Origin of the sequence: Wenyingzhuangia gilva (assembly GCF_030519655.1) — a bacterium.
GTDB classification, from domain to species: domain Bacteria; phylum Bacteroidota; class Bacteroidia; order Flavobacteriales; family Flavobacteriaceae; genus Wenyingzhuangia; species Wenyingzhuangia gilva.
On sequence record NZ_JAUMIT010000008.1, the window covers coordinates 74,367 to 101,340 of the forward strand.

At 31.8% G+C, this 26,974-nt stretch carries 24 protein-coding genes; 12 read left to right on the forward strand and 12 right to left on the reverse strand.

The window, feature by feature from the left end; all coding sequences use genetic code 11:
- The first annotated feature begins 118 nt into the window (after positions 1 to 118).
- Positions 119 to 1,339, forward strand: coding sequence for a GTPase HflX (gene hflX, locus QVZ41_RS13485; protein WP_302885160.1), 1,221 nt, complete (start codon positions 119 to 121; stop codon positions 1,337 to 1,339).
- 40 nt (positions 1,340 to 1,379) lie between these two features.
- On the opposite strand, the gene QVZ41_RS13490 is transcribed toward hflX, so the two are convergent.
- The 7 genes from QVZ41_RS13490 to QVZ41_RS13520 all read right to left on the reverse strand — a co-directional run bounded on the left by QVZ41_RS13490 (position 1,380) and on the right by QVZ41_RS13520 (position 6,371).
- Positions 1,380 to 2,834, reverse strand: coding sequence for a hypothetical protein (locus QVZ41_RS13490; protein WP_302885161.1), 1,455 nt, complete (start codon positions 2,832 to 2,834; stop codon positions 1,380 to 1,382).
- 47 nt (positions 2,835 to 2,881) lie between these two features.
- The gene (locus QVZ41_RS13495) at positions 2,882 to 3,493 is read right to left on the reverse strand and encodes a MarC family protein (RefSeq protein ID WP_302885162.1); all 612 of its coding nucleotides are present in this window, start codon (positions 3,491 to 3,493) and stop codon (positions 2,882 to 2,884) included.
- 3 nt (positions 3,494 to 3,496) lie between these two features.
- A complete protein-coding gene (locus QVZ41_RS13500) occupies positions 3,497 to 4,003 on the reverse strand; it encodes a DUF3124 domain-containing protein (protein ID WP_302885163.1) in 507 nt (168 codons plus the stop codon).
- Between the two features lie 139 nt (positions 4,004 to 4,142).
- The gene (locus QVZ41_RS13505; RefSeq protein WP_302885164.1) at positions 4,143 to 4,982 is read right to left on the reverse strand and encodes a DUF3078 domain-containing protein; all 840 of its coding nucleotides are present in this window, start codon (positions 4,980 to 4,982) and stop codon (positions 4,143 to 4,145) included.
- 17 nt (positions 4,983 to 4,999) lie between these two features.
- Positions 5,000 to 5,506, reverse strand: coding sequence for a DUF2480 family protein (locus tag QVZ41_RS13510; RefSeq protein WP_302885165.1), 507 nt, complete (start codon positions 5,504 to 5,506; stop codon positions 5,000 to 5,002).
- 99 nt (positions 5,507 to 5,605) lie between these two features.
- Positions 5,606 to 5,926, reverse strand: a complete 321-nt coding sequence (locus tag QVZ41_RS13515; RefSeq protein ID WP_302885166.1) for a DUF59 domain-containing protein — start codon at positions 5,924 to 5,926, stop codon at positions 5,606 to 5,608.
- 19 nt (positions 5,927 to 5,945) lie between these two features.
- Positions 5,946 to 6,371, reverse strand: a complete 426-nt coding sequence (locus QVZ41_RS13520) for a SufE family protein (protein WP_302885167.1) — start codon at positions 6,369 to 6,371, stop codon at positions 5,946 to 5,948.
- A 104-nt stretch (positions 6,372 to 6,475) separates the two neighbouring features.
- Between QVZ41_RS13520 and QVZ41_RS13525 the strand changes: the two genes are divergently transcribed.
- Positions 6,476 to 7,396 (forward strand): PfkB family carbohydrate kinase, encoded by a 921-nt coding sequence (locus tag QVZ41_RS13525; protein WP_302885168.1) that lies wholly within the window; start codon positions 6,476 to 6,478, stop codon positions 7,394 to 7,396.
- 60 nt (positions 7,397 to 7,456) lie between these two features.
- A complete protein-coding gene (locus QVZ41_RS13530) occupies positions 7,457 to 9,331 on the forward strand; it encodes an amidophosphoribosyltransferase (RefSeq protein ID WP_302885170.1) in 1,875 nt (624 codons plus the stop codon).
- A gap of 117 nt (positions 9,332 to 9,448) precedes the next feature.
- On the opposite strand, the gene QVZ41_RS13535 is transcribed toward QVZ41_RS13530, so the two are convergent.
- From QVZ41_RS13535 to QVZ41_RS13545, 3 genes are all read right to left on the reverse strand, one after another.
- A complete protein-coding gene (locus tag QVZ41_RS13535; RefSeq protein WP_302885171.1) occupies positions 9,449 to 12,043 on the reverse strand; it encodes a phosphoenolpyruvate carboxylase in 2,595 nt (864 codons plus the stop codon).
- A gap of 119 nt (positions 12,044 to 12,162) precedes the next feature.
- Entirely contained in the window at positions 12,163 to 13,461 is a 1,299-nt protein-coding gene (gene tilS, locus QVZ41_RS13540) for a tRNA lysidine(34) synthetase TilS (protein WP_302885172.1), read from the reverse strand.
- 29 nt (positions 13,462 to 13,490) lie between these two features.
- The gene (locus tag QVZ41_RS13545; protein WP_302885173.1) at positions 13,491 to 14,774 is read right to left on the reverse strand and encodes an anthranilate synthase component I family protein; all 1,284 of its coding nucleotides are present in this window, start codon (positions 14,772 to 14,774) and stop codon (positions 13,491 to 13,493) included.
- A 115-nt stretch (positions 14,775 to 14,889) separates the two neighbouring features.
- On the opposite strand from QVZ41_RS13545, the gene QVZ41_RS13550 reads away from it, so the two are divergent.
- Both QVZ41_RS13550 and QVZ41_RS13555 read left to right on the forward strand, forming a co-directional pair.
- Complete coding sequence (locus QVZ41_RS13550; protein ID WP_302885174.1) at positions 14,890 to 15,615, forward strand: NRDE family protein; 726 nt, start codon at positions 14,890 to 14,892, stop codon at positions 15,613 to 15,615.
- A 4-nt stretch (positions 15,616 to 15,619) separates the two neighbouring features.
- Positions 15,620 to 16,615: a DUF6695 family protein gene (locus QVZ41_RS13555; protein WP_302885175.1), complete on the forward strand. Its 996-nt coding sequence runs from the start codon at positions 15,620 to 15,622 to the stop codon at positions 16,613 to 16,615.
- Here QVZ41_RS13555 and apaG read toward each other — a convergent pair.
- Both apaG and QVZ41_RS13565 read right to left on the reverse strand, forming a co-directional pair.
- Positions 16,605 to 16,991 carry a Co2+/Mg2+ efflux protein ApaG gene (apaG, locus tag QVZ41_RS13560; RefSeq protein ID WP_302885176.1) on the reverse strand — a complete coding sequence of 129 codons (387 nt, stop codon included), beginning with the start codon at positions 16,989 to 16,991 and terminating at the stop codon, positions 16,605 to 16,607. The genes QVZ41_RS13555 and apaG overlap by 11 nt on opposite strands.
- Positions 16,992 to 17,038: 47 nt before the next feature.
- Entirely contained in the window at positions 17,039 to 18,274 is a 1,236-nt protein-coding gene (locus tag QVZ41_RS13565; RefSeq protein WP_302885177.1) for a type IX secretion system plug protein, read from the reverse strand.
- A gap of 212 nt (positions 18,275 to 18,486) precedes the next feature.
- On the opposite strand from QVZ41_RS13565, the gene QVZ41_RS13570 reads away from it, so the two are divergent.
- The 7 genes from QVZ41_RS13570 to QVZ41_RS13600 all read left to right on the forward strand — a co-directional run bounded on the left by QVZ41_RS13570 (position 18,487) and on the right by QVZ41_RS13600 (position 26,580).
- Entirely contained in the window at positions 18,487 to 19,839 is a 1,353-nt protein-coding gene (locus QVZ41_RS13570; RefSeq protein ID WP_302885178.1) for a Na(+)-translocating NADH-quinone reductase subunit A, read from the forward strand.
- Positions 19,839 to 20,981 carry an NADH:ubiquinone reductase (Na(+)-transporting) subunit B gene (locus tag QVZ41_RS13575; RefSeq protein ID WP_302885179.1) on the forward strand — a complete coding sequence of 381 codons (1,143 nt, stop codon included), beginning with the start codon at positions 19,839 to 19,841 and terminating at the stop codon, positions 20,979 to 20,981. Before QVZ41_RS13570 ends, QVZ41_RS13575 begins: the two co-directional genes overlap by 1 nt.
- 2 nt (positions 20,982 to 20,983) lie before the next feature.
- Positions 20,984 to 21,682, forward strand: coding sequence for an NADH:ubiquinone reductase (Na(+)-transporting) subunit C (nqrC, locus tag QVZ41_RS13580; protein WP_302885180.1), 699 nt, complete (start codon positions 20,984 to 20,986; stop codon positions 21,680 to 21,682).
- Between the two features lie 2 nt (positions 21,683 to 21,684).
- Positions 21,685 to 22,359, forward strand: coding sequence for an NADH:ubiquinone reductase (Na(+)-transporting) subunit D (locus QVZ41_RS13585; RefSeq protein WP_302885181.1), 675 nt, complete (start codon positions 21,685 to 21,687; stop codon positions 22,357 to 22,359).
- A gap of 11 nt (positions 22,360 to 22,370) precedes the next feature.
- Entirely contained in the window at positions 22,371 to 22,985 is a 615-nt protein-coding gene (gene nqrE / locus QVZ41_RS13590) for an NADH:ubiquinone reductase (Na(+)-transporting) subunit E (RefSeq protein WP_302885182.1), read from the forward strand.
- 21 nt (positions 22,986 to 23,006) lie between these two features.
- Positions 23,007 to 24,302, forward strand: coding sequence for an NADH:ubiquinone reductase (Na(+)-transporting) subunit F (gene nqrF / locus QVZ41_RS13595; RefSeq protein WP_302885183.1), 1,296 nt, complete (start codon positions 23,007 to 23,009; stop codon positions 24,300 to 24,302).
- 112 nt (positions 24,303 to 24,414) lie between these two features.
- On the forward strand, positions 24,415 to 26,580 hold the full coding sequence (locus tag QVZ41_RS13600) for a S9 family peptidase (RefSeq protein WP_302885184.1): 2,166 nt from the start codon (positions 24,415 to 24,417) through the stop codon (positions 26,578 to 26,580).
- The last annotated feature ends 394 nt before the right edge of the window (positions 26,581 to 26,974 follow it).

Here is a 26,974-nt window from a genome sequence, read left to right on the forward strand (position 1 = left end):
AGATATCTTTATTCAATAAAAATGTCAAAGAAAGCTTCGTTAATATCACTATAAAAACGCATCATTTTCCATAAAATCTATTTGTGTTGAAACTGTGGGAATTATGTACCTTTGTAGCATGATAGAAGAAAAGAAAGTAACCTCGGAAAAAACAGTATTGGTGGGTGTCATTACACAGCATCAAGATGAGGCAAAGTCTACGGAATATTTAGATGAATTAGAGTTTTTGGTAACCACAGCTGGTGGAACTGCCGTAAAAAGATTTGTCCAAAAATTAGAAAAACCTCATCCTAAGACTTTTATAGGAACTGGGAAATTAGAAGATGTAAAAGCATATATTGATTCGCACGATATAGGAACCGTTATTTTTGATGATGAGTTGTCTCCTGGGCAATTGAGAAACATAGAAAAGATTTTAGATACCAAAATTTTAGATAGAACCACTTTGATCTTAGATATTTTTGCGCAACGTGCAGAAACTAGTTATGCAAGAACACAAGTGGCTTTGGCACAATGTCAATATATGTTACCAAGATTAACCAAGCTTTGGTCTCACTTAGATAAGCAAAAAGGGGGGATCGGAATGCGTGGTCCTGGGGAAACAGAAATTGAAACGGATAGACGTATTGTAAGAGATCAAATTTCTTTGTTAAAAAAGAAGCTAGAGACGATTGACAGGCAAATGGCTGTACAGCGTAAGAACCGTGGTAAAATGGTTCGTGTGGCTTTGGTAGGATATACCAACGTTGGAAAATCTACCTTAATGAATGTGATTAGTAAAAGTGAAGTCTTTGCAGAAGATAAATTGTTTGCAACTTTAGATACTACGGTTCGTAAAGTGGTGATTAAGAACATTCCTTTTTTAATGACAGATACGGTTGGGTTTATTAGAAAGTTGCCTACGCAATTGGTGGAATCTTTTAAGTCTACTTTAGATGAGGTTCGTGAAGCAGATTTATTGTTACATGTGGTCGATATTTCTCATCCTACATTTGAAGATCATATCAATTCTGTAAATCTTATTTTAGAAGAAATTGAGAGCGCTAACAAGCCAACTTTAATGGTGTTTAACAAAATTGATAGTTACACATATGAAACCATTGATGAAGATGATTTGGTAACTGAGAAAACCGAAAAACATTATACGCTTGAGGAATTAAAAAATTCTTGGATGTCTAAAATTGAAGACGAATGTGTGTTTATTTCAGCTTTAAACAAAGACAATATGGAAGATTTTAAAGAAAAGGTGTTTGATATGGTTCGTGAAATACATACCAAACGTTTTCCGTATAATAATTATCTGTATTCAGAATACGATGAAGATGGTAATAAGCTTTAATAACAAAAAAATCCCGAGTGCTATACTCGGGATTTTTTGTTTAATTACTTAGTTCTCCAATTTTATATAACATATTTATAGCGTCATAATAGCCAGTATAGTATTTGTCTTGAATGTTAAAATAACAACTAAGCTTGAGATTTGTGTTTTTTTCAGAGAAATATTGTATGTGGCCTATTTTAGATTTTTTTAAATTTAAAGAAGGTATAATCTCGCCATTTCTGTTAAGTAGAATATAGGTATAGTTATCAAAATAACTTGTTACAGAATATGAAAAGCTTATAGCCATTCCACCTACAGCTGAAGATCTAGTAATAGCCCTCTTGCTACCAATAAGTAAATGATGTTGTTTGTTTAAAATTATAGATGATAATGCTGTACTTCCTTTAGATGTGTGTTTAAGGAAATTATCAATGCTTTTCTCGTTACTTTCTTTTTGTTTCCCTGTAAAAATATTAGTCATTGCATAATGAGTATTATTGTCCTTAAATAAAGAATCATTTTCAGTAAAATCGTAGGTCTTTCTGTTGTAAGATATAAGGTTTATAATACTTAATTTCATTTCATTAGAGTTGATCCCTAATTGTAATAACTTGTTGCTTGAAATTAAAGAGTTGTAATCTAATCTTTTACTTGATTTTTCATACTCAAAATATTTATATTGTTTTTTTGAAATACTATCGAGATCAAATTGATATATATGAGTTCCTTTGTTTGGACTTTTATTGTCATCAATGGTTAAAGTAAAAAGATGATTTTGGTTTTTGTATATTTTAACTTTCAGAGAAGTCTTATCAAAAGGTTCATTACTATCTTTACTTATAACAGGAATACTAGCTCCAGAGTTTTTAAAAAATTCAGATGCATATACATCGAATTCATCAAGTGTGGTTTTGTACTCTAATTCATTTAAGTTATGCTCTTCTATTTTATCAATTGATGTTTCTGAATATTTATATATATTTAAAATATTTGAAGAAGATGTATTCGTTAAAATTATAAACTCTTCATCTAAAAAAAAGCAAGCTAGTGTTCTTTCATTTTTAGGTTTAAATTTTACTGAACTAGTATGATGTTTTTTAGTAGTAATATTATATTCTATTTGAGTGATGTTTGTTGATTTACTAAAAAGCCTTTCCTTGTTTTCTTTAAAGTATAAAATGATTTTATCCTTTTTTTTAATGACATGGAATGGAAAGTTGTTTTGAGATTGTTTTTCTATGGTACCAATTTTAGAAGAATTAAATTTTTTATCTAGTAGATAAATAGAAATCTTATCAAATGTTTGGATTAAAAGAATATTTTCATCTTCGTTTAGAGGATATATTTTAGAGCCAAATTGATCAAGGTACTGAGAAGTTGATAGAGAAATTAATTTTTCATTTGTTCTTTTGTTTGTTTGAACCTTATGCTTAATATCTATAGGGAATTCTGAAATGACTGATTGAGAGAAAGCAGTTATAGTGATAAAGAATGTTAGTAAAGTTTTAATCATTTTTTTGCAATTTTTAGGCTAAGGTATTATTCTTTTCGATTTCTGTGTTATAACATTTGAATGTAATCTTTCATTCCACTTAGAATACTTTGTATGGCATAAGAGGCAAGTATCAATCCCATTATTTTACTGATGACGGTAATTCCATAATCGCCAATTTTTTTCTGTACTACATTGGCAGCAAGTAATAACAAAGCTGTTAGTCCAATTACTAACATGACTAAAAAAGTAGTAATGGCTTGTTGTTGTAAGGTGTATATATGATTGTCTGTCATTAATACCACCGCCATAATGGCTCCGGGTGAAGCAATAGATGGAATGGCTACTGGAAAGATGGTTACATGTTTGTAATCGTTAATTAATTCTTTTTCTGAAGCGGGTTTTCCATCTCCAAAAATCATAGAGAGTGCAAATAGAAAAAGAATCAATCCTCCAGAAACTTGAAAAGCATAAAGTTTAATGTTCATTCCTTCAAGAATTACTTGACCGATAATAATAAAAAACAATAAAATTGCAAATGCAATCAAAGAGGCTCTAATCGCTATTTTTCGTTTGTGTTTTTCATTAAAATGTTTGGTGGCTTCTAAATAGACAGGAACAGATCCAATAGGATCAATTACTGCAATCATAAAGAAAATAGAAGTAATAATTTCATTCATATCTTAATGAACTTTATCTCCTGTGGTGGTAAATGACAATCCCTGTTGTCCTGATGTTGAAATCATAACAGCTTCAAAAAGAGGTTGATTACTAGTTGGTTTTATTGTCCAATCAAACATAAAATTTCCACCAGTTCCACCTTCTTTGTCAGTTTCATCAATCACAATTTCTACAGTTTCCATAGGAGCTAAATAAATTGGGTGATTAAAATAAGATCTTATCAGCTTTCCTTGGGTATTGTAATAATCGGCTTTTTTAATGTAAATAGTGTCTTGTCTATCTGTATTTCTCATGCTCACGGTAACGGTTAAACTGTGTTTTTTATGTTCTGTATAACTATATACTTGTGAGTAAACAGATAGATGGGTTGTTCCTAATAACAAAGAATCGTTATTAGTTTTGGCCATTCTTTTTTCCCAATTCACAGGATTTGTAGAACTAATCTTTTTTACTTCTTTACAAGACATTAGTAATATGGTTGATAAAATAAGTAAAAATATATTTTTCATAATATTAATTCTAGAGGGGGTGAATAACTCGTGTTAAATTACTTAAATAGTTACAGTTGATGAAATTTAATTGAGGAGAACTCATAAAAAAACCTCTAGCAATACTAGAGGTTTTGAATTTTATATGATATGTGTTTTCTTAGAACTTGTAGTTAAATCCTAAACCAAATACTTCACGAATCTGAACTGCTTTTACAGCATTATCATCATAAATAGCTTGTAAAGCAATATTTGCAGATAAGTAATCGTTTACTTTCATTGCCACGTTTAAAGTGTAGTCAATATCTACGTTTCCAAGATTTTCTAAATAGTTAGCATACATATTTAAAATGTTTTCAAAACTTACGTTTTCAAAAGCATTAAATTTATAGTAAGCTGCTATGTTAGCCCCCAATTCAAAACGAGAAGTTTCTCCTTGTTCAACACCAAAAGCACTTCCTAGTGTTGTAAATTCACTATTTACAAAAATAGCTCTAGCAGAAGCTGGGGTGATGTTTACTTTTAAGTTGTCTGATTTTTTCCACAAAGCACCTGGACCTGCTTGTAAGTAGGCTGGAGAAAAGAATGTAGAGATTTTTTGTAGTTGTGCAGCAGTTTTATAACCATCTGCAAATTGAGTTTTAAAGTTTAAATAAGCAGAGTAATACCAATACTTACTAGCTTTTTTACCATATAAAGAGGAAAGTTCTATACGGTCATCTGTTTTTTGGTAAAAATTATTTCCTGCTGTTTTGGTTAAACCATAAGCAAGAATAATTTTGTTGTCCCAAACATCGTTGTCTTTTTTGTAGTTAAAACCATAGTTGATGTTTGCATTGGTGGCAATATTGTTTACTCCACCTCCCTGCCAATCTTTATTATAGGCAGATTGGTTGAACAATAAGGTAAATACGCCTCCTTTTTTCCAGTTACTTTCTTTTTCTTGAGCAAAAGTGATCGTTGCGCACAATAATAGAGTTAATGCTGAAATTTTTTTCATAGTAATCTTTTAATAGTTTATTTAGTTTTTTTAAATAGTGGTACAGTAGAACATGCTTCACCATACATAATGTTTTTAGCAACAGGAAGTAGTTTGCTAATTAATAAAGTGTAGGCAGATTCCGGAATGGGTTTGTTTGCACAGCCTTTAATAATCACAGGTTTGTCTTCATATTGATTGATGTCAAATTTAGAAATTATTTCAGTATACAAAACAGTTTCTAAAATATTCAAATCACCTACTACACATTTTTTAGCATAGTTACAGGCATTACTAGCTAGTAATAGATATGCCCAAGAAGGAATAATAGCATCAGCACTACAAGTAAAAGCAATGTATTTGTTTTGCAATGTAGACCAATCGAATTCTGCTACTTTTTCTCTAAAGTCTTTTTCTCTTAAAATAATTCCCTCGTAGAGCCAGTCTTTAATATCAAACAAAACACGTTCTCCAGGTAGATAAAAATCTTCTAGATCTATATTTTTTAAAGGGCTCTTAGCTACTCTGTTTACAATTTCATCCATAATTAATTAGTATTTAGCACATAGTTGTTAGTAAATAGTTTTATGATAACCAACAACCAAACATTATCTATGTACTTAGTACTGATGACTCAGTACTAATTATAGAAATCCTAATTCTAATTTGGCTTCTTCGCTCATCATGTCCTGTGTCCATGTAGGGTCAAAAGTTAATTCAACTTCGGCACTTTCAATTTCTTCTAAGGCACAAACTTTTTCTTCAACTTCTTTTGGTAAAGTTTCTGCAACAGGGCAGTTAGGAGAAGTTAAAGTCATTAATATTTTTGCTTGTTTTTTATCATTTACAAGCACGTCGTAGATCAATCCTAATTCATAAATATCTACAGGTATTTCTGGATCGTAAATTGTTTTTAACACATTTACAATTTTATCTCCTATTTCTACAGTTTCTTCGTGGTTCATTATTTCTTGTTTTTAGCAGTTAAGCATTTAATTTGCTTTGCATTCCTAATGCGTAAAGTTTTATTTGTTTAATCATAGAAACCAAACCATTGGCTCTGGTTGGTGATAAATGTTCTTTTAAACCAATTTCATCAATAAAATCCATATCTGCTTCTAGTATGTCTTTAGGTGATTGGTCGTTAAAAACGCGTAACAATACAGCTACAATTCCTTTGGTAATAATAGCATCACTATCAGCACTAAAACGTATTTTATCTCCTTCTAGTTCAGAATGTAACCAAACTTTAGATTGACATCCTTTAATAAGGTTGCTGTCTGTTTTGTATTGGTCATCTATCACAGGTACAGATTTTCCTAATTCTATCATATACTCATAACGTTGCATCCAATCATCAAACATTGTAAACTCCTCTACAATTTCCTCTTGTATTTCTTTGATAGTCATATTTTAAACTTATTTTTGCAGCCACAAAGATACTGAGTATAAAGCTAGGATACAACTGCAATTAGGATTGATTCTAACTTATGTAATTATTGAAATAAAAACAAATGAGTAAATTATTGGTTATAGGAACAGTAGCTTTTGATGCTATTGAAACTCCTTTTGGAAAAACAGATAAAATTTTAGGAGGAGCAGGAACCTACATTGGGTTGTCTGCTAGCAATTTTAAGAATGTAGATACAGGATTGGTTTCTATTGTTGGGAATGATTTTCCTCAGGAATATTTTGATTTATTACATAGTAAAAACATCAATACAGAAGGAATAGAAGTGGTTAAAGATGGAAAAACTTTCTTTTGGAGTGGTAAATATCACAACAACATGAACCAGAGAGATACTTTAATTACAGAGTTAAATGTTTTAGAACATTTTAACCCTGTGGTGCCAGAAAAGTATAAAGATGCTGAAATTGTGATGTTAGGAAATTTACATCCTTTAGTACAAAATGCAGGTTTAGAGCAAATGAATAAAAAACCAAAAATGGTAGTGTTAGATACCATGAACTTTTGGATGGATATTGCTTTAGATGATTTAAAAATGTTGTTGAAAAAAGTAGATGTGATTACTATTAATGATGAAGAAGCTCAGCAATTAAGTGGAGAACATTCATTGGTGAAAGCTGCAGCGGTAATTCATGCAATGGGACCAGAATATGTGGTAATTAAAAAAGGTGAGCATGGAGCGTTGTTGTTTCATAAAGATAAAATGTTCTTTGCACCAGCGTTGCCATTGGCAGATGTTTTTGATCCAACTGGGGCAGGAGATACTTTTGCAGGAGGGTTTACAGGATATTTGGCTCAAGAAGGAGATTTATCGTTCGAAAATATTAAGAATGCAGTCATTTGGGGATCTAATTTAGCCTCATTTACAGTAGAGAAATTTGGTGTAGAACGTATTGCAGACGTTACTTATAGTGAAGTAGAAGAGCGTTTGGCGAAATTTAAGGAGTTAACGAAATTTTCTTTGTAATTTTGCAAAAAATTAATGGTTTTACGACTGATGTAAAACTTAATCAATAAAAGATACAATATGTGTGGTATTGCAATGGTGAGGTTGCTAAAACCTTTAGAGTATTATAAAGAAAAATATGGTACAGCTTTTTATGGTGTAAACAAGATGTACTTGCTAATGGAAAAGCAACACAACCGTGGACAAGACGGAGCTGGGTTTGCAAGCATTAAATTTAATGTGAATCCGGGAAGCAGATACATTAGCAGAATACGTTCTAACAAACAGCAACCTATTCAACATATTTTTAAAAAAATAAACCAACGTATTAGTGAAACTGTAGAGGCAAATCCTGAAAAAAAGGATGATGTAGCCTGGTTAGAAGAAAATACGCCTTTTATTGGTAATTTGTTTTTAGGTCACGCCAGATATGGAACTTTTGGAGGAAATTCTATAGAAAATGTACATCCATTCTTACGTCAAAGTAACTGGAGACATAAAAATTTAATTGTAGCAGGAAACTTTAACATGACCAACTCTAAACAATTGTTAGATGAGTTGATTGAGTTAGGACAACATCCTAAAGAAAGTACAGATACGGTTACAGTAATGGAGAAAATAGGTCACTTTTTAGATGACCAAGTAGAATCTATTTACCAAGATATTAAAGAAGATTATACTAAAAAAGAAGCTTCCCCTGTGATTGCGGAGAAGGTAGACATCGTTAGAATTTTAAAAAGAGCTACTCGTAGTTTTGACGGTGGATATGCTTTGGCAGGGTTGTTAGGGCATGGAGATGCTTTTGTTATGAGAGATCCAGCAGGAATTCGTCCAGCTTTTTATTATAAAGATGATGAGGTTTTAGTGGTGGCATCAGAGAGGCCAGTAATTCAAACAGCTTTTAACCTAAAAATGGAAAAAGTTAAAGAGTTAGAGCCTGGTCATGCAATCATTGCTAAAAAGAACGGAAAAGTATCTGTAGAAAAGATATTAGAGCCTCTAGAGAAAAAGGCTTGTTCTTTTGAACGTATTTATTTCTCAAGAGGTGGTGATGCAGATATTTATCAAGAAAGAAAAGATTTAGGAGTTCGTGTATTTCCTCAAATAGTTGATAGTATTGATGGAGATATAGAAAACACGGTTTTTTCTTACATCCCTAACACGGCAGAAACATCCTATTATGGAATGTGCGAAGCTGCTGAGGATTTTTTAAATACTCAGAAAACAGAAAAGATATTAGCAGGAGGTAAAAATTTAAGCGCTAAACAGGTAAGCGATATTTTAGCGATTAGACCTCGTTTTGAAAAGTTAGCCATCAAAGATGCTAAATTAAGAACGTTTATTACTTCTGATGATAGTCGTGATGACTTGGTAGCTCACGTTTATGATGTGACTTACGGAGTGGTTAAAAAAGATGATAATATTGTAATTATTGATGATAGTATTGTCCGTGGAACAACTCTAAAAAAGAGTATCATTAAGATTTTAGATAGGACAGAACCAAAGAAAATAGTAGTTGTTTCTTCTGCTCCTCAAATACGTTACCCTGATTGTTATGGTATTGATATGGCTAAATTAGGTGATTTTATTGCCTTTAGAGCTGCTATAGAGTTGTTGAAAGAAACTGGTCAATATCAAGTTGTAACAGATGTTTATAACAAGTGTATCAAACAACGTAGTACTCAAGATTCAGGAATTAAAAACTATGTAAAAGAAATTTATAAACCTTTTACTCCAGAGCAAATTTCTGCTAAAATTTCTGAAATGTTAAAAACATCCGAAATCAACGCAGAGGTTCAAATTATTTTCCAAAGAATTGAAGGTTTACATGCAGCATGTCCAAATCACAAAGGAGACTGGTATTTTACGGGTGATTATCCTACAGATGGTGGTAAACGTGTAGTAAACGAAGCTTTTATTAATTTTTACGAAGGAAATAATAGGAGAGCTTACTAAAGAGATAAGTGATATAATATTAAAAGCCGATGTTTTAAACATCGGCTTTTTTGTTTTGAATCCATCATAATAAAAAAATAGCCGTTTCAAATATTTGAAATGGCTATTATACTTGTACTAAGCAGAGTTTCTACTTGCATTGGTGTTACCAAATAAAGATCTAGTAACAATTTTCTCAAATGTTTCCAATCGTTTTTGATCAGGATTTGCACCAGGTTTGTTCATTAACTGAACTTCTCTTAACGCGTATTGTTGAATGGTTAAAAGAGGTAATACAATAGAATCACGGACAGCTATAGAAGCTTTTCCGTCAGGGAAGTTTTGCATCAATTCTTTGTGACCTGCTAATTCTAACAACAATTCTTTAGTCAATAAATATTCATCGTGAATAATGTTCCAGAAAGCTCCAAACTCTTCGTCTTTAGCCATGTAATTGGTTAAAGCAAAATTTGATTTTTCCATAGACATTACACTATTTTCTAACAATGTTTTAAAGAAGTTAGAGTTATTGTAAAGGTCTTGGATTTTGTCAAATTCTCCTGCATCTTTATATTTCTTAAAAGCAGTTCCTACCCCAAAGAATCCAGGTACGTTTTGTTTTAATTGTGACCAAGATCCTACGAAAGGAATCGCTCTTAAATCGCTAAAGTTTAAAGAGTCAGATTTTGCACGTTTTGATGGACGCGATCCAATATTTGCTTTACCGTAATATTTTAACGTGCTCATTCTTTCTAAATAAGGAATGAACATTTCATGGTTTTTAAAGTCAGAATAAGCTTTAAAACTTAATCCAGCTAAATCTTCCATTAACTCCTTTTGTTCATCTGTTAAAGATGCATTCATAGGATCGTTAAAAATTCTGTTGGTGATTCCAGCACCTAATAATTGTTCAATATTGTATTGTGAAGAATCTAAGTTACCAAAGTTAGAACTAATGGTTTGTCCTTGAATGGTCAACTGAATTTCTTTATGCTCAATGTTCTCTCCTAAAGAAGCATAGAATTTAGAAGTTTTTCCTCCTCCACGAGCAGGTGGTCCTCCACGTCCGTCAAAGAATATTACTTTAATTCCGAATTCACGAGATACTTTTGATAATTCTTCTTTTGCTTTATAGATTCCCCAGTTGGCCATTAAATAACCACCATCTTTAGTACCATCAGAAAAACCTAACATTATGTTTTGCTTGTTGTCTCTACTTGCTACATGGGCACGATATTCTGGAATAGAATACAATTGTCTCATTACTTGAGGAGCAATTTGTAAATCATCTACAGTTTCAAACAACGGAGCAACATCTACCTTTAAACCTTCGTCAAATCCAGAAATGTTTAACATGGCAAAAGTTTCCATCACATTTAAAGCTGTTTGGTTGTTACTAATAATGTATCTATTGGCACCTCTTTCTCCGTTTTCTTTTTGAATAGTTCCAATAGCTCTCATAGAACCTAAAGTTCTAACCACCATTTCTTCAGAGAATTGATCAGGGTCTATATCACCTTTAACTTTAGCTAAAACTTGAATTTGTTCATCAGGAGATAATTCTAAATAATTACTTGGGAAGATAGTGTTTCCTTTTTCTTGTAATTCTTTTACAATACCGGTGAATACATCGTGGTGTACACGGCTATCTTGACGAATATCCATGGTGGCAAAATGGAAACCAAATATTTTTACTTTGTTAATAAAAGTATCTACTTCATCAACAAATAAATTACTGTGCTCTTCTTTTAAGGTAGCTTTGATAGAGGTCATTTTGCTTAATAACGACTGTACGGAAATTCTGATTGGGGAATTTTCTGTAATACAGCTATCGTATAAGGCAGACTCTATTTCGTTCATAATTTCATAAACACCAGGAAAGGTAAGTCTACGTTTTAGTTGACGAACATCTCTAAAGTAATTTTTTAAGATGGTTTGTCTTAATTTTCTGGCAACTCTTAAAGTGGTTTCAGTGGTTACAAATGGGTTTCCATCTCTATCACCACATGGCCAAAATCCTAAGTTAATAATTTCGTTTTTGATGTCTTCACCATCAAATAAATTATAGTGGATGTAGTCGTAAATTCTACTAATAGAATGATAGAACACGTTTTCTAAATACCAGATTAAACTAATAGCTTCGTCATAAGGCGTTGGTTTTTTATCTGCAAAGAAAGTAGTTCTTCCTAATTGAGCCAGTAACTTTTTAATTAAGCTTAAATCGTCGTTTTTAATAGCCTCTTGCAAGTCTGTTAAAATGGTTAAAACAGTCCCTGGGTAAAACTGCGTAGGGTGTGCTGTTAGTACTAATCTGGTTTTAAACTCCTCCAAGTAATGTTTAAGTTCATTTCTAACTCTTTTAGCACTTGCTTCTTCTTTAATATTTCTTAAAGTACCTACTCCAGCCATGTTATTCACGATTGGGAAAGCAGCATCTTCTATAGCATCGAATAATACAACTTGACGTTCTATATATTGAATAAACCTGAAAAGGAAAGTAATTTTGTCTTCTTCTGTGGAATCAGATTTGTATTTAGTAAAGAACTCATCTACAATCTCTGTGGGAGTTTTTCCGTTTTTAAAACCTTCTATACAGCTCTCATTAAATAAAGGTAACAATGTTCCTGTTTTTTCTACACTGTCAAAGGGTAAAGTAGCAAAAACACTATTGTAAACCTGATATTTAGCAAGAACGCTATCGTTGAATCTTGATAATTTGGTTTGTTTAGACATGTGATATTAAATTTGTTTCAGGAAAGATACGACATGGCTAAGTATTGAAAAAAAAAATAGCCAAAAAAATACAGTTTTTAAACAAAAAGTTAGAAGATTAACAGGAGTTTCCCTTGATATTATAAGGAAATATATACTAAATTCTCCTTTTCGACGTTGCTAGTTAACATTCTGTCTGCCCTATGACCTATAACCCATATAATTTGTTGTTGACTGTTACAAAGCAGCCAAGTACTTTCTTTATCTCTTAATGAAAATTTTTCGTCTTTAAAATATTTGCTTATTTTTTTCTTTCCTCTCATTCCAGTAGGATAAAAATAATCTCCCTCTTTCCATTTTCTAATCATTAAAGGAAAGGTTATGTTTTCCATGTTCAAAGCAATACAGTCTTTAGAAATTTCTTTGCTTGCAAAAGAAAAATTTAAAGAAATAGGCAGGTGATGAATGTCTTGCATGTGTTCTATTTTGTAGATTTCATCAGTGTTATTTGTTTCGGTGTTTAAGGATAAAATTAAACTGTCTCTATTGTTTAAAAGGGTATGAGTGTCAGAGTGAATTTGTTTACCTGTTTGCGTATCAATCAGTTTTGTAATTTCCTGAGTAGCACTAAAACCATAGGGTTTAAAAAGTTCATAAATTTCAAAATCAGAAAGGTTTTTAAGAATCTTTTTATCTATCACAAAATCATCTCCTTCGGGAGTAAAAATCTCTCTTTGAAGAGCTGTTATTTTTTGTTTGATGAAATTTTTATTTTCATGAATTTTTAACACCGTGTTTAAAAAATTTTCTTCAAAATTAGGATGTAGTTTATATAGTTCAGGGGTAATATTATGTCTGATTTTATTTCTAATATATTTGGTTTCGGCATTGCTTTGATCTTCTCTCCATTTGATGTTAAATGCAGATGCATAAGATTCAATATCTTTTCTAGAAACAATTAACAAAGGTCTAACAATATTGTTGTTGATAGGAGGAATACTTGCCAATCCATCTAATCCAGTTCCTCTAGAGAGGTTGATGAAGAAAGTCTCCATCACATCGTTTAAGTGATGGGCTGTTAAAATATAATCATACTCGTATTCTGTGTATAATTTCTGAAACCAATCGTATCTTAATTCACGAGCTCCAATTTGAATATTTACTTTGTTTTGCTTGCAATAATCTTTGGTTAAAAATTGAACGCTATGAAATTGACAATTAAATTCTTTGGCAATTTTTTCTACAAACTGTTCATCTAAATCACTTTCTAATCCTCTAAGTTGAAAATTACAATGAGCAATTCCAATGTCAAATTTTAAGCTGAAAAATGCGTGAGCTAAAACCACGCTGTCAATTCCTCCTGAAACCGTAAGTAATAATTTTTTTCCTTTTAAAAAAGGGAAGTTTTTTTCAAGGTGTTTTTCTAGTTTTTGTAGCACAGCATTGTTTTTGTTAAAAATAAGAATTCTTATTTAGTTAACACCTCTCGCATGGCTTTTGCTTTTAACAAACATTCCTCGTATTCCTGTTTTGGATTTGCTTTGGCTGTAATAGCACTTCCTACAGAAAAAGAAACATATTTTTTTGTTTGATTGTACACAATACTTCTGATCACTACATTAAAATCAAAATCTTGTTCGGGGGTAAAATAACCTACAGCACCAGAGTAGATTCCTCTTTTGCTTGCTTCTAAATCTTCAATAAATTTCATGGCTGCAATTTTTGGAGCTCCGGTCATACTTCCCATAGGGTAACAAGATTTAATAGCATCTACTACATGAATATTCGGTTTTATTTTACAAGTAATGGTGGAAATCATTTGATGTACTTGTTTAAAAGTATAAATCTTACAAAGTTCACTTACTTTAACAGTTCCTTTTTGAGCGATGTGAGATAAATCATTCCTAACCAAATCTACAATCATAATGTTCTCTGCAATTTCTTTGGTATTGTTTTTTAACAATTCAATTTGAGAGGCATCTTTTTCGGGTAACGTTCTTCTTCTAGCGGTTCCTTTAATAGGTTCAGAAACTAAAGTATCTCCTTTTTTTTGTAAAAATCTTTCAGGAGAAGCAGATAGCAAAAACAAATCGTCCAGTTTTAAAAAAGTAGCAAAAGGAGCTTGAGAAATGGCATTTAAATCTAAGTAGGTATTCACTGCATGAATAGTAGCGTTTTGGGCATAAAATTCCTGACAAAAATTCAATTCATATACCTCTCCTTTGTGGATTTTATTCAATGCTTTATCAACTTGTTTGAGATAAGTTTTTTTATCAATTCTGTGTTGAATGTCAAGAGATGTTTTTGTTGTTTCTTCTTTTTTAGATGTTAAAATAGCGTTCCAATCTTTTTCAATGTCATCAACCAAATCTTCAGGATATCTAAACAGCACTCCATCTTTTTGGACTTCAATCAGTTTTTTAGGTTGAAAAAAATAGAGATCAGGAAAACCTGTTTCATCAATGTTGTGAGAACTTAATTTTTCTACATCATTCTTTAAATCATATCCTAGATAACCAAAAGCATAATCTTGAATTTTATCAATATAAAATTTTAATTGTTCAAAAGCATTTTGGTAATCAGTGGTAATAAAACTAATTTGGTCAATAGCTAAAAAACCTTCAATATTGGTCTTGTTATTGCTGTTAGAATCTAACCAAGCAACTGTATTGTATTGTGCTCCCCAAATTAAAAGTTTATCTTTTATTTTAGAGACGTTATCAACCTTAAAAAGCTTTTGTATGCGTTGCATAGGTGTGAATTGAATTTGCAAATTTAATAATCTTACCAAAGTATAAAGGGTTAATGTGTAAGAAGTGTAATTTTTAATAGATTTATAGACAGAAAAGAAAAAGATTGGATAGCCTATGTGTACAGTAACCTATGTTCCTAGCAAAAAAGGATTCGTTTTTACCTCAAACAGAGATGAGCAAAAGTGTAGAAAAACCATTGCTCCAGATAGTTATGTTGAAGAGGGGGTTAATTCATATTACCCCAAAGATGAGGTAGCAGGCGGAACCTGGATTGGAGTTGCAGAACACAAGAGATTGGTTTGTTTGTTAAATGGTGGTTTTGTGTATCATGATCCTACCATAAAGTTTCCAAAAAGTAGAGGGGTGGTGGTAAAATCTATCTTAACCGCTAAAAATTTATTAAATATTTTAAATACTATTGATTTAAATGGAGTAGCTCCTTTTACTTTAATAGTGGTGGATTGGAATGATGATGATAAAATTTACGAATTGGTTTGGTGTAGAGAGAAGAAAAATATTACTGAGTTAAATACAACGCAGCCCTATATTTGGTCATCGTCTACATTATATACAGAAGAAGTTAAAATTCAACGAGAGGAATGGTTTAAAGATAATTTGCTTTCTTCATCAGCAGATATCAAACAAAAAGTTTTAAGATTTCATCAAAATGAAAATTTAGGAAATAAAGAGATTGCTCCTAAAATGAAACGAAATGTGGTAGAAACGGTTAGCACAACCATGGTTGTTAAAGAAAATGATTTTTTATCAATGGAATATCATGATTATATTAAGGAAGAAGTTTTACAATATGATAATTTGTTTAGTTCTGTAAAAGCTTAGTTTTATGAAGTATGATGGTGTAATAGTGGTGTTGTCTTATCCGGATACGGTCGTTCGTCCAGCACATTCTGAATTTTCAAGCAAAGTTTGGCCAAAATTAGGAATTGGAAGCGAAAATGCTATTCAGGCAGGTCATGCAGCCATGTTGTTGATTGATAAAAAAACAAATAATGTTAATTATTTCGATTTTGGTAGATATATTACTTCCTATGGAAATGGACGTGTAAGAAGTAAAGAAACAGATCCTGAATTGGCTGTTCCTTTTACGGCTAAATTTAAAGATGACGTTTTGGTGAATTTAAATGAAATGCTACTTTGGTTAGATGCAAATCCTGAAAAAACACATGGTGATGGAAGATTGGTGGCGAGTGTAAATGCTGAAATTGACTATACAAAGGCCATAGATTTTGTGAATTATTTAATTGCTCAAAAAGAAATTCCATACGGAGCATTTGTAAAAAGTGGAAGTAATTGTGCAAGATTTATTACGGATACCATTTTAAATTCATCTGGAAATACAGCTATAGTTTTAAAGTTAAAAACATCAAATTTACTAACCCCAAGTCCTATAGGAAATGTAATTAAAGGGACTACAGAAGATGATATTTATGTGGTTGAAAATCAGGAAATACAGCATTATACAAATAGGTCTGTAATTAAAGAGTATGGAGCGTGTTTTTTAAAAAAGTTTGATAGAGAGTTGAATTTAATAGGAACAGAATTACCAAACAAAGCGCTTTTTAATTTAGAAAACGCCACCTGGTTAGGAGGAATTGGTAGTGGAGCTTGGTTTAAAATTGAAGCCAAAGAAGATGTAAACCTATATAGAATTTCAAGACATACTGTGAAAGGGGAAAAAGACTTTGAAGGTGTTTTTAAAATCAAAGATTTTAGTTTTGATATTGAGGAGTCTTATGAGTTTGTGCATCCTACAAATTGCATGGAGGTTTATATAGAACAGAATAGTAAAGAATTTATCTTGTCTAAAGTTAGTTCATAATAGATTTTGTTTGCAATTGAAAGGAGGGAACCGTTACTCTAAATGTTTTCTTTTCGTCAAGGTTTAGCATGGTATAATAACCTTTCATAGAACCACAGTTAGAAAGTAAAATGCAGTGAGATTTATAAGCGTGTTTTTCTCCAGATTTAAGAATAGGTTGTATTCCAACAACGCCATCTCCCTCAACAATTTCTGTATGATTTAAAGAATCATATATTTCCCAATGTCTAGAAAACAATTGAACAGTGTGTGGAGATAAATTTTCAATACTAATATAATAGTCATATAAATAGTGTTTTTGTTGGTTGCGCTCCTGCACACCGCAAAAAACAGTATTTACTGATATTTTTATTCCTTGAGTAGTTGCCTCAGTCATTTTAGTATTGTTTGTTTAAATATAAATAAGAAATCTTAAGAAAACAACTAATTTTCAATTTGCTGTTTACTGTTTCCAACTCCATAGCCTACAATTTCGTAATAGATAGAGTTTGTTGGTTGAAAATAGACCAAAGCTTCATAATTATTTTCAGTTTCAAAATAAGATCCACTAATGGTTTTTTTATCAATTTTTTGCTGATCCAACACCACAAAATCATAGTTGTAAAATCCTTGCTTTAAAAAGATACTACAGGTTAAATATTTACCCGATGCATCTGGATTTAATTTGTTTTCATAGCTAAGTTGGTAGTTGTTAAACCCCCCGTAAACATAAATGTCTTTATCTTTATAGTCTTCGTTGTTTACTAAAGAAAATAATACATTGCTGTATTCTGCTTCGGTAGCTGGCGTGTTAGATCTAAAATTTCTAACTACAAAACTTCCATTGATGTCAGGATTATAAGTATAAGTTCCGTTAGCTCTGCTTTTTTGAGTGAATAAAATAGTATTAAAAGAATTGTCTTCTCTGTAAGAGGTAGAGATGTATCGAGTATTTCTTAAAATTTCGTTATTGTCAAAATTAAGAAATTCATTTCCTGCAATAAACTCAGTTTCTTTGCTAGGTCTATAAGTGTATGTGTTTCTTTCAGTAAACGTAGGTTTTAAAAAAGGCGTTCTTATTTGTTGATCTCCATTTTGAAAAATAAATGTTTTAATTTCTGAATTTGGATAATTAATAGGGAGTTCATTGTTGGTGATCACCATAGAGACTGCTTGTTTTTCGTTGAATAAAGACAAGTCTCTACTTTCTGAAATATGTACACTTACCGATACTTTGTTTTCGTAGAGCATTATTTTTCTTTCGCAAACCACCTCGTTATCTACATTTAAAATCTGAAATAAATAATTTCCTGATTTGGTGATTTTGGTATCTTCATTTGGAATGGAAAAAGTATAATGAGTATAGTTGTGTAAGGTTCCAAAAGAATTTTCCATGTCGTTAATTTGCATGTTGTTAAATCCATCAATATAGTATGAAGTTGGAATTTCGGAAGGAGTCCAATCAATTTCACAAAGTGTAATTAAATAATAATATTCATCTTGATTTCCATCAATATCATCAAAACTAAAAGTAAAAGAGCTGTTTAGAGGTTGGGTGGTTTCAGAAAAATCTTTTTGACTATTTTTTATAATCACAGTTTTTATTTGCTGAGCATCAAAATTTTGAGCCTGTAAAATAAATGGGAAGGCAATAAGAAAGATAATTTTTTTTAAAAACATATTTTGTGAGTGTTGTTTTGCTAATGTATTGTTTTGTAGTGACTTGTTCTTTTAATTTAATGAAAACGTTTTCGTGAAAATAAAATTAATTAGAATTATTATAAATAAAATAAGTGGTTAAAATTAAAGGTCTATTTGTAGCTTTAAGAATACACAATTTAATTAAATTTGTTCCATATTTTATACGTACAAAATAAATTAAATTTATAAATATGTCACAAGACATTAGGGTAAAAAAAGGCTTAAATATTAAGCTTAAAGGACAAGCAGCTATGACTACAGCTGCTGTTTCTCGTTCCGATTTCTACGCTATTAAACCTACAGATTTTCATGGTATTACACCAAAGCTTACAGTGAAAGCAGGTGATGAAGTTATTGTTGGTGATGTAGTTTTCTTTTCTAAAGGAAATGACAGGATTAAGTTTACATCTCCTGTAAGTGGAACGGTTAAAGAGATTAAAAGAGGTGCTAAGCGTAAAGTTTTAGCAGTTATTGTTGAATCTAAACCAGAAGATCAGTTCAAGGATTTTGGTGCAGCAAACCCTTTATCGTTAGAAAAAGAGGCTGTATTAGAAAAGATTTTAGAAAGTGGAAGTTTTGCTTATGTAAAACAACGTCCATATGATATCATCGCAAATCCTAAAGATAGTCCAAAAGCTATTTTTGTTTCTTCTTTTGATACAGCTCCTTTAGGGCCTAATTATGCTTTCGCATTAAAAGGAAAAGAAGAAGCTTTTCAAGCAGGAATCAATGCGTTGTCAAAGTTAACTGAAGGAGCAGTAAACTTATCTGTTGATGCAAATGAAGCTAGTTTTTTCAGCAAAATTGAGAATGCCAATATCATCAATGTTTCGGGGAAACACCCAGCAGGAAATGTTGGAACTCAAATTGCTGCGATTAGTCCTGTGAATCAAGGAGAGCGTGTTTGGACCGTTAGTGCTCAAGGAGTCGCTACTATTGGAGAATTGTTCTTAACAGGAAAGTATAATCCAACTAAATTGGTTGCTTTGGCTGGTTCTCAGGTCAAAAAACCACAATATTACACATTGTCTGCAGGTCAAAACATAAAATCATTAATCGAAGAAAATGTAAATGTTAAAGGTTCTAGAATTATTTCTGGAAACGTTTTAACAGGTACAAAAATTCAAGTGGATGACTTTTTAGGTTTTTACGACAACGTAATTACAGTAATTCCAGAAGGTGATAAATATCGTTTCTTTGGATGGTTGCCATTTGTAGGTAGTAGTACTATTCACAGTTTTTCTAAAACTTCTTTTGCTTGGTTAAATTCTGGAAAAGAATATGACTTAAACACAAGTTTAAATGGAGAAGAGAGAGCGTTGGTTGTAACCGGTGAAATGGAAAAGGTAGTGCCTTTAGACATTTATCCATTACAATTACTAAAGGCTTGTATAGCGAATGATATTGAGAAAATGGAAAATTTAGGGATTTATGAAGTAGCTCCTGAAGATTTTGCATTGGTTGATTATATCAACACTTCAAAAATTGAAGCTCAGGAAATCATCAGAGAAGGATTAGACTTAATGATTAAAGAAGTAGGATAATGGATTTTTTAAGAAAGAAATTTGACGAAATAAGAAAACCTTTCAACCCGGGAGGTAAATTCGAAAAATTTGCTCCAGCAATAAACTCTATAGATACTTTGATGTTTGTGCCTAAGCACAATACACACAAAGGAGCACATATTAGAGATGGGGTAGATTTAAAAAGAGTAATGGTAACGGTAATATTTGCCTTATTACCAGCAATGTTATTCGGTATGTACAATTTAGGATATCAGCATTTTTCTCAGTTAGGAGAGAGTACTGCCTTTTTAGATTGTATGATCTTTGGAGCATGGAAATTTTTACCAATGTTATTAGTTTCTTACGGTGTAGGTTTGGCTATTGAAATTGGCTTTGCTATTTACAATAAACATGAAGTAAACGAAGGATACTTAGTTTCAGGGATGTTAATTCCTTTAATTATGCCAGTTGATTTTCCTTTATGGATGTTAGCAGTATCTGTAGTTTTTGCTGTATTTATTGGTAAAGAAGCATTTGGAGGAACAGGGATGAATATTTTTAACCCAGCTTTAATTGCTCGTGCTTTTGCATTCTTTTCTTACGCTCCACAAATGTCTGGAGATAAAGTTTGGGTAGCTGATGCAAGTACCATTGATGCTGTTTCAGGTGAGACTATTTTAGGTCAATTAGCAGCAGGTGCTGAAAGTAGCTGGTCTGTATTAGATATGTTCTTGGGGTATATTCCAGGTTCTGTGGGTGAAACTTCCGTATTGGCTATTTTAATTGGAGCAGCTATATTAATCGCAACTGGTGTTGGATCTTGGAAAATAATGACGGGAGTTGTTATTGGAGGTGCTGCAATGGGATTAATATTTAATGCATTAGGATTAAATGCTTTAATGGAATTCCCTTGGTGGCAGCACTTATTAGTAGGAGGTTTTGCTTTTGGAGCAGTATTTATGGCAACAGATCCAGTATCTGGTGCACAAACTGAAAAAGGAAAATGGATCTACGGAATTTTAATCGGTTTCTTTGCAATTATGATTCGTGTATTTAACGGAGCATACCCAGAAGGAATGATGATGGCCATTTTATTAATGAACGTTTTTGCTCCGACTGTTGATCATTATGTGATTGCAGGAAACATCAAAAAGCGTAAAAAACGTTTAAAAGCCGCATAATTATGAATAGAAATAGTAACGCATATACGTTTGTTTTTGCAATTATAATTGTAACGATTATTGCAGGATTGTTGGCATTTGCTGCTACTAGTTTAAAACCTTTACAGGATGCAAACGTAAAAGCAGAAAAAATGCAAAATATTTTAGGAACTATTGGAGTCACTGGAATATCTAGAGAAGAGGCACAAGGTGCATTTGATCAATATATCAAAGAACAATTGGCTTTAACTCAAGAAGGTACTGTAGATAAAAATACAGATGCTTTTAAAATTGGATTAAAAAATGAAATTAAAAAATCAGTAAAAAACCAACGCTATCCTTTATATGTAGCTGAAAAAGACGGTGAAACTTTTTACATTGTTCCTTTGTACGGATCAGGTCTTTGGGATGCTATTTGGGGATATATCGCTTTGGCTTCTGATAAAAACACAATTGTAGGAGCTAATTTTGACCATAAAGGAGAAACTCCAGGTTTAGGGGCAGAAATTACTACAGATTGGTTTCAGGCACAGTTCAAAGGAAAAAAGATTTTAGATGAATCAAATAATTTTGTTTCAGTAACAGCGGTAAAAGGTGGAGCTAAATCAGGAGATACTCATGGTGTAGACGCTATCTCAGGAGGTACTATTACTTCTAATGGGGTGTCAAATATGATTGAAGAGCGTTTGTCACACTATTTACCTTACTTTAAAAATAACTAGTCATGGCAGAAGTAAAAGAAGCATTATTTTCAAAGCAAAATAAAGCATTGTTATCAGATCCATTAAATGATAACAATCCAATTTCAGTTCAAGTATTAGGAATTTGTTCGGCATTAGCAATTACAGTTCAGTTAAAACCAGCTGTGGTAATGTCTTTAGCAGTGTTATTTGTGGTAATCGCATCTAACGTTGTAGTATCCTTAATTCGTAACTTAATACCAGGACGTATTCGTATCATTGTTCAATTATTAATTGTTGCCTCTTTGGTAATTTTAGTTGATCAAGTGTTAAAAGCTTATGCATATGATGTAAGCAAAGAATTATCAGTGTTCGTAGGACTAATCATTACCAACTGTATTGTAATGGGGCGTTTGGAGGCTTTCGCTTTGGCAAACGGACCATGGAAATCTTTTTTAGATGGAGTTGGAAACGGTGCAGGATATGCATTAATATTAGTAATTGTTGCTGTTTTCCGTGAGTTATTAGGATCAGGAAAATTATTCGGGATTGAGATTTTAGGACATAAAGCAAAAACTTTAGCAGAGTCCACAGGTTTATATTCTTTAGGATATGAAAACAATGGATTTATGTTGTTATCTCCAATGGCCTTAGTTACTGTAGGTATCATTATTTGGGTACAACGTTCTAAGAACAGAAAATTAATTGAACAACACTAAAAATAGTTAAGATGGAATATATTAACATATTTGTAAAAAGTATTTTTATTGATAACATGATATTTGCATATTTCCTAGGAATGTGTTCATATCTTGCTGTATCAAAAACAGTAAATACAGCAGTAGGTTTAGGAGCAGCAGTAGTTTTTGTATTGTCTATTACAGTACCAGTAAACTTTTTAATTGACTCTTATTTATTAAAACCAGGGGCTTTATCTTGGTTAGGAGAAGAATACGCTAGTATCGATTTATCATTCTTAAGTTTTATCATGTTTATTGCAGTAATTGCATCTATGGTACAATTGGTAGAAATGATAGTAGAGCGTTTTGCACCAGCTTTATATGGAGCATTGGGTATTTTCTTGCCATTGATTGCAGTAAACTGTGCAATTTTAGGAGGTTCTTTATTTATGCAACAAAAAGATTTTGCCAATGTTGGTGAATCTGCAGTATATGGATTAGGATCAGGAATTGGTTGGTTGTTAGCCATTGTGGCTATTGCAGCGATTAGAGAAAAAATTGCATATTCTCATATTCCTGGACCATTAAAAGGATTGGGAATTACTTTCATCATTACTGGTTTAATGGCGATTGGGTTTATGAGTTTCTCAGGAATCAAATTATAATAATAAAGAACAGATATAATTATGAATGTAATTGCAATTAGTATCGTTGTTTTCTTGATTATTGTTTTAATCTTAGTAAGTATTTTATTAGGAGCTAAAGCAAAACTATTACCATCAGGAAAAGTAAAAGTTACGATCAACGGAGAAAAAACAATTGAAGTAGAAACAGGAAGTTCTTTATTAGCAACTTTAGGTAACGAAAAAATATTTTTACCATCAGCTTGTGGTGGAGGGGGAACTTGTTTGCAGTGTGAATGTCACGTTCACTCTGGTGGAGGGGAAGCTTTGCCAACAGAAACACCTCACTTTACTCGTAAAGAATTGGCTAAAGGTGCTCGTTTAGGGTGTCAGGTAAAAGTTAAAAATGATATGGAAATTTCTATTCCAGAAGAAATTTTCGGAATTAAAAAATGGGAAGCAACTGTAGTTCGTAACTACAACGTAGCATCATTTATCAAAGAATTTGTAGTAGAAATTCCAGAAGATATGGACTACAAAGCAGGAGGATATATTCAAATTGAAATTCCACCATGTGAAGTAAAATATTCTGATATGGATATTACTGCTCACCCTACAGATCACCCAGGTGAGCCTGATAAATTCCAAACAGAGTGGGAAAAATTTGGTTTATGGCCATTGGTGATGAAGAATCCAGAAACAGTAGAACGTGCTTATTCTATGGCTTCTTACCCTGCTGAAGGAAGAGAAATTATGTTAAATGTGCGTGTGGCTTGTCCTCCTTTTGATAGAGTAAAAGGTGGATGGATGGATGTAAATCCAGGAATTGCATCTTCTTACGTATTTAACCAAAAACCAGGAGATAAAGTAACTATTTCAGGGCCTTATGGTGAATTCTTCATCAACGAAGATTCTGATGCTGAAATGATTTATATAGGAGGTGGAGCTGGTATGGCACCAATGAGATCTCATTTATATGAATTATTCCACACCATGAAAACGGGTCGTAAAGTATCTTATTGGTACGGAGGTCGTTCTAAACGTGAGTTGTTTTACATCCACTATTTTGAAGACTTAATGAAGAAATTCCCGAACTTCCAATTATACTTAGTATTGTCAGAACCACTAGAGGAAGACAATTGGAAAGTGAAGAAAGATATTCATGATAAGGAAGGTGATGGATTCGTAGGATTTGTTCACCAATCATTAATAGATAATTACTTAAATGATCATGAGGCTCCAGAAGATGTAGAGTTTTATTTCTGTGGACCACCAATGATGAATCAAGCAGTAGTTAAAATGTGTGATGATTTTGGAGTGCCAAAAGAAAACGTACGTTTTGATGATTTTGGAGGGTAATTTACCTTTTACATATAAAAAAAGCTTTTTAGATTTTCTGAAAAGCTTTTTTTATTTTTAGTCACCAATGATTCATTTAATTTTTTTAATAGATAAGTATCAAATTTTTAGAATGAGAAAATCAACCATAGTATTATTTATAACAATATTTTATACAGTTTTTTCTGTAGCCCAAAAAAAAGACATCACTTTAAACGAGATATGGAGCGGAGAATTCCGAACCAACGGAATGGATGCTTTACATGGATTGAACAATGACAAAGAGTACACTGTTTTAAATTGGGATGCAGCTACTCGATCAACATCGGTTGATTTGTATGATTATGAATCTCAGGTTAAAAAGAAAACCATTGTAAAGTCATCAGACTTAAATATCATCCCGTTTTCAGATTATTCATTTAATCAGAATGAAGAAAAACTTTTGTTGGCTACCGAAATGGAATCTATTTATAGAAGATCAACCTTGGCAAAATATTATGTGTATGATGTAAAGACTTCAAAGTCGACTTTAGTTGATGATAGAAAAATACAAGAACCAACATTTTCTCCTTCTGGTGATGCTTTGGCGTTTGTATGTGATAATAATATTTATATAAAAAACTTGAATACGAATATCACGATTCAAATAACAACTGACGGAGAAAAGAATAAAATCATAAACGGAATTACGGATTGGGTATATGAAGAAGAATTTGAATTTGTTCGTGCTTTTGAATGGAACAAAACAGGAACTCAATTGTCCTATATAAAGTTTGATGAAACCAATGTGCCAGAATTTTCTATGGATGTTTATGGTCAGGATTTGTATCCGCAACAACAAGTATTTAAATACCCAAAAGCTGGAGAAAACAATTCAGAAGTGTCTCTTTATAATTATAATATTTCATCAAAAGAAACCTTAAAAATAGATTTACCTAACAGTCCATATTATATTCCCAGAATAAAATTTACTGAGGAAGAAAATGTATTGAGTGTTCAAACGCTTAATAGACATCAAAATGATTTGAATTTATATTTCTGTGATGTGGAGATGAACCAAGTCAAACTTGTGTTGAACGAAAAAGAAGATACATATATTGATGTCACAAATAATCTTACTTTTTTAAATGATAATAGTTTTTTGTGGACAAGTGAAAAAAATGGACACAATCATATTTATCATTATTCAGCATCTGGAAACCTAAAAAAACAAATTACCAAAGGATTGTGGGAGGTTACAGATTTTTATGGATACAATTCAAAAGATAAAAACATTTATTATCAGTCAACAGAAAATGGAAGTATTAATAGAGATGTTTACGCCATCAATTTAAAAGGTAAAAATAAAACAAGATTAACTAAAAATACGGGGACCAATTCAGCAACATTTAGTGCAGGTTACACTTATTTTATCAATAGATTTTCTAGCGCAAAAATTCCTTATCATTACACTTTGAATAATACGAGAAATGGAATGGAGATTAAAGACATTGTAGATAACAATCAATTGTTAAATAAACTGAAAGACTATTCCATTTCCAATAAAGAGTTTTCCACTATAAAAGTTAATGGAAATGATCTAAATATGTGGATGATCAAACCTATAGATTTTGATAGTCAAAAACAATATCCTGTATTAATGTATCAATATAGCGGACCGGGTTCTCAAGAAGTAGCAAATAGATGGCATAGCGCAAATGATTATTGGTATCAACTATTGGCTTCTAAAGGATATATTGTAGTTTGTATTGATGGTAGAGGGACAGGTTTTAAAGGTGCGGATTTTAAAAAAGTTACTTATAAAGAATTAGGAAAGTACGAAGTTGAAGATCAAATTCAAGCGGCCAAACAACTAGGAACACTTTCTTATGTAGATGAAAATAGAATTGGTATTTGGGGATGGAGTTTTGGAGGTTTTATGAGTAGTAATTGTATTTTAAAAGGGAGTGATGTTTTTAAAATGGCCATAGCGGTTGCCCCGGTAACAAGTTGGAGATTTTATGATACTATATATACTGAAAGATATATGCAAACACCACAAGAAAATCCTACAGGTTATGATTTAAATTCTCCTCTAAATTTTGCAGACCAATTAAAAGGAAAGTTTTTGTTAATTCATGGTTCTGCTGATGACAATGTTCATGTACAAAATTCAATGCAATTAATAAATCAATTGGTTAATCATAACAAACAATTCGATTGGGCTATTTATCCAGATAAAAATCATGGAATTTATGGAGGAAATACAAGGTTGCAACTATACACAAAAATGACAAATTTTATCGAGCAGTCTTTATAGTGTATATTTAGATTTTACCATTAAAGATTTAAAATAAAAAGGAGACTAATATAATAGGTCTCTTTTTTGTTTTATGGAGGATTTTATGTGTTTCCTTTCGAGACTTCGGGAGGTTGTGCTTGTTGTTACCCGTTTTTTCTAGGTTGTAGCTAAGAGTTGAGAGATGAATTTATTTAGGGTTTTTCTAAAGGGTCTATCCCTAAGGGCTAGTCTTTACTATTATATATTAGCTTCCCAAACCTGAAATACAGACTATTTTTAAAAATAATTTCAGGTTTAAAGTTCGATAAATAAGGCTGTTAGACTGAGTTATAAAAAAAACGAAAAAAAAGGTTAAAATATATTAGGAAATAATGTTTTAAGTAGCGTATCTTTGCACCCGCAACGGCGAGCA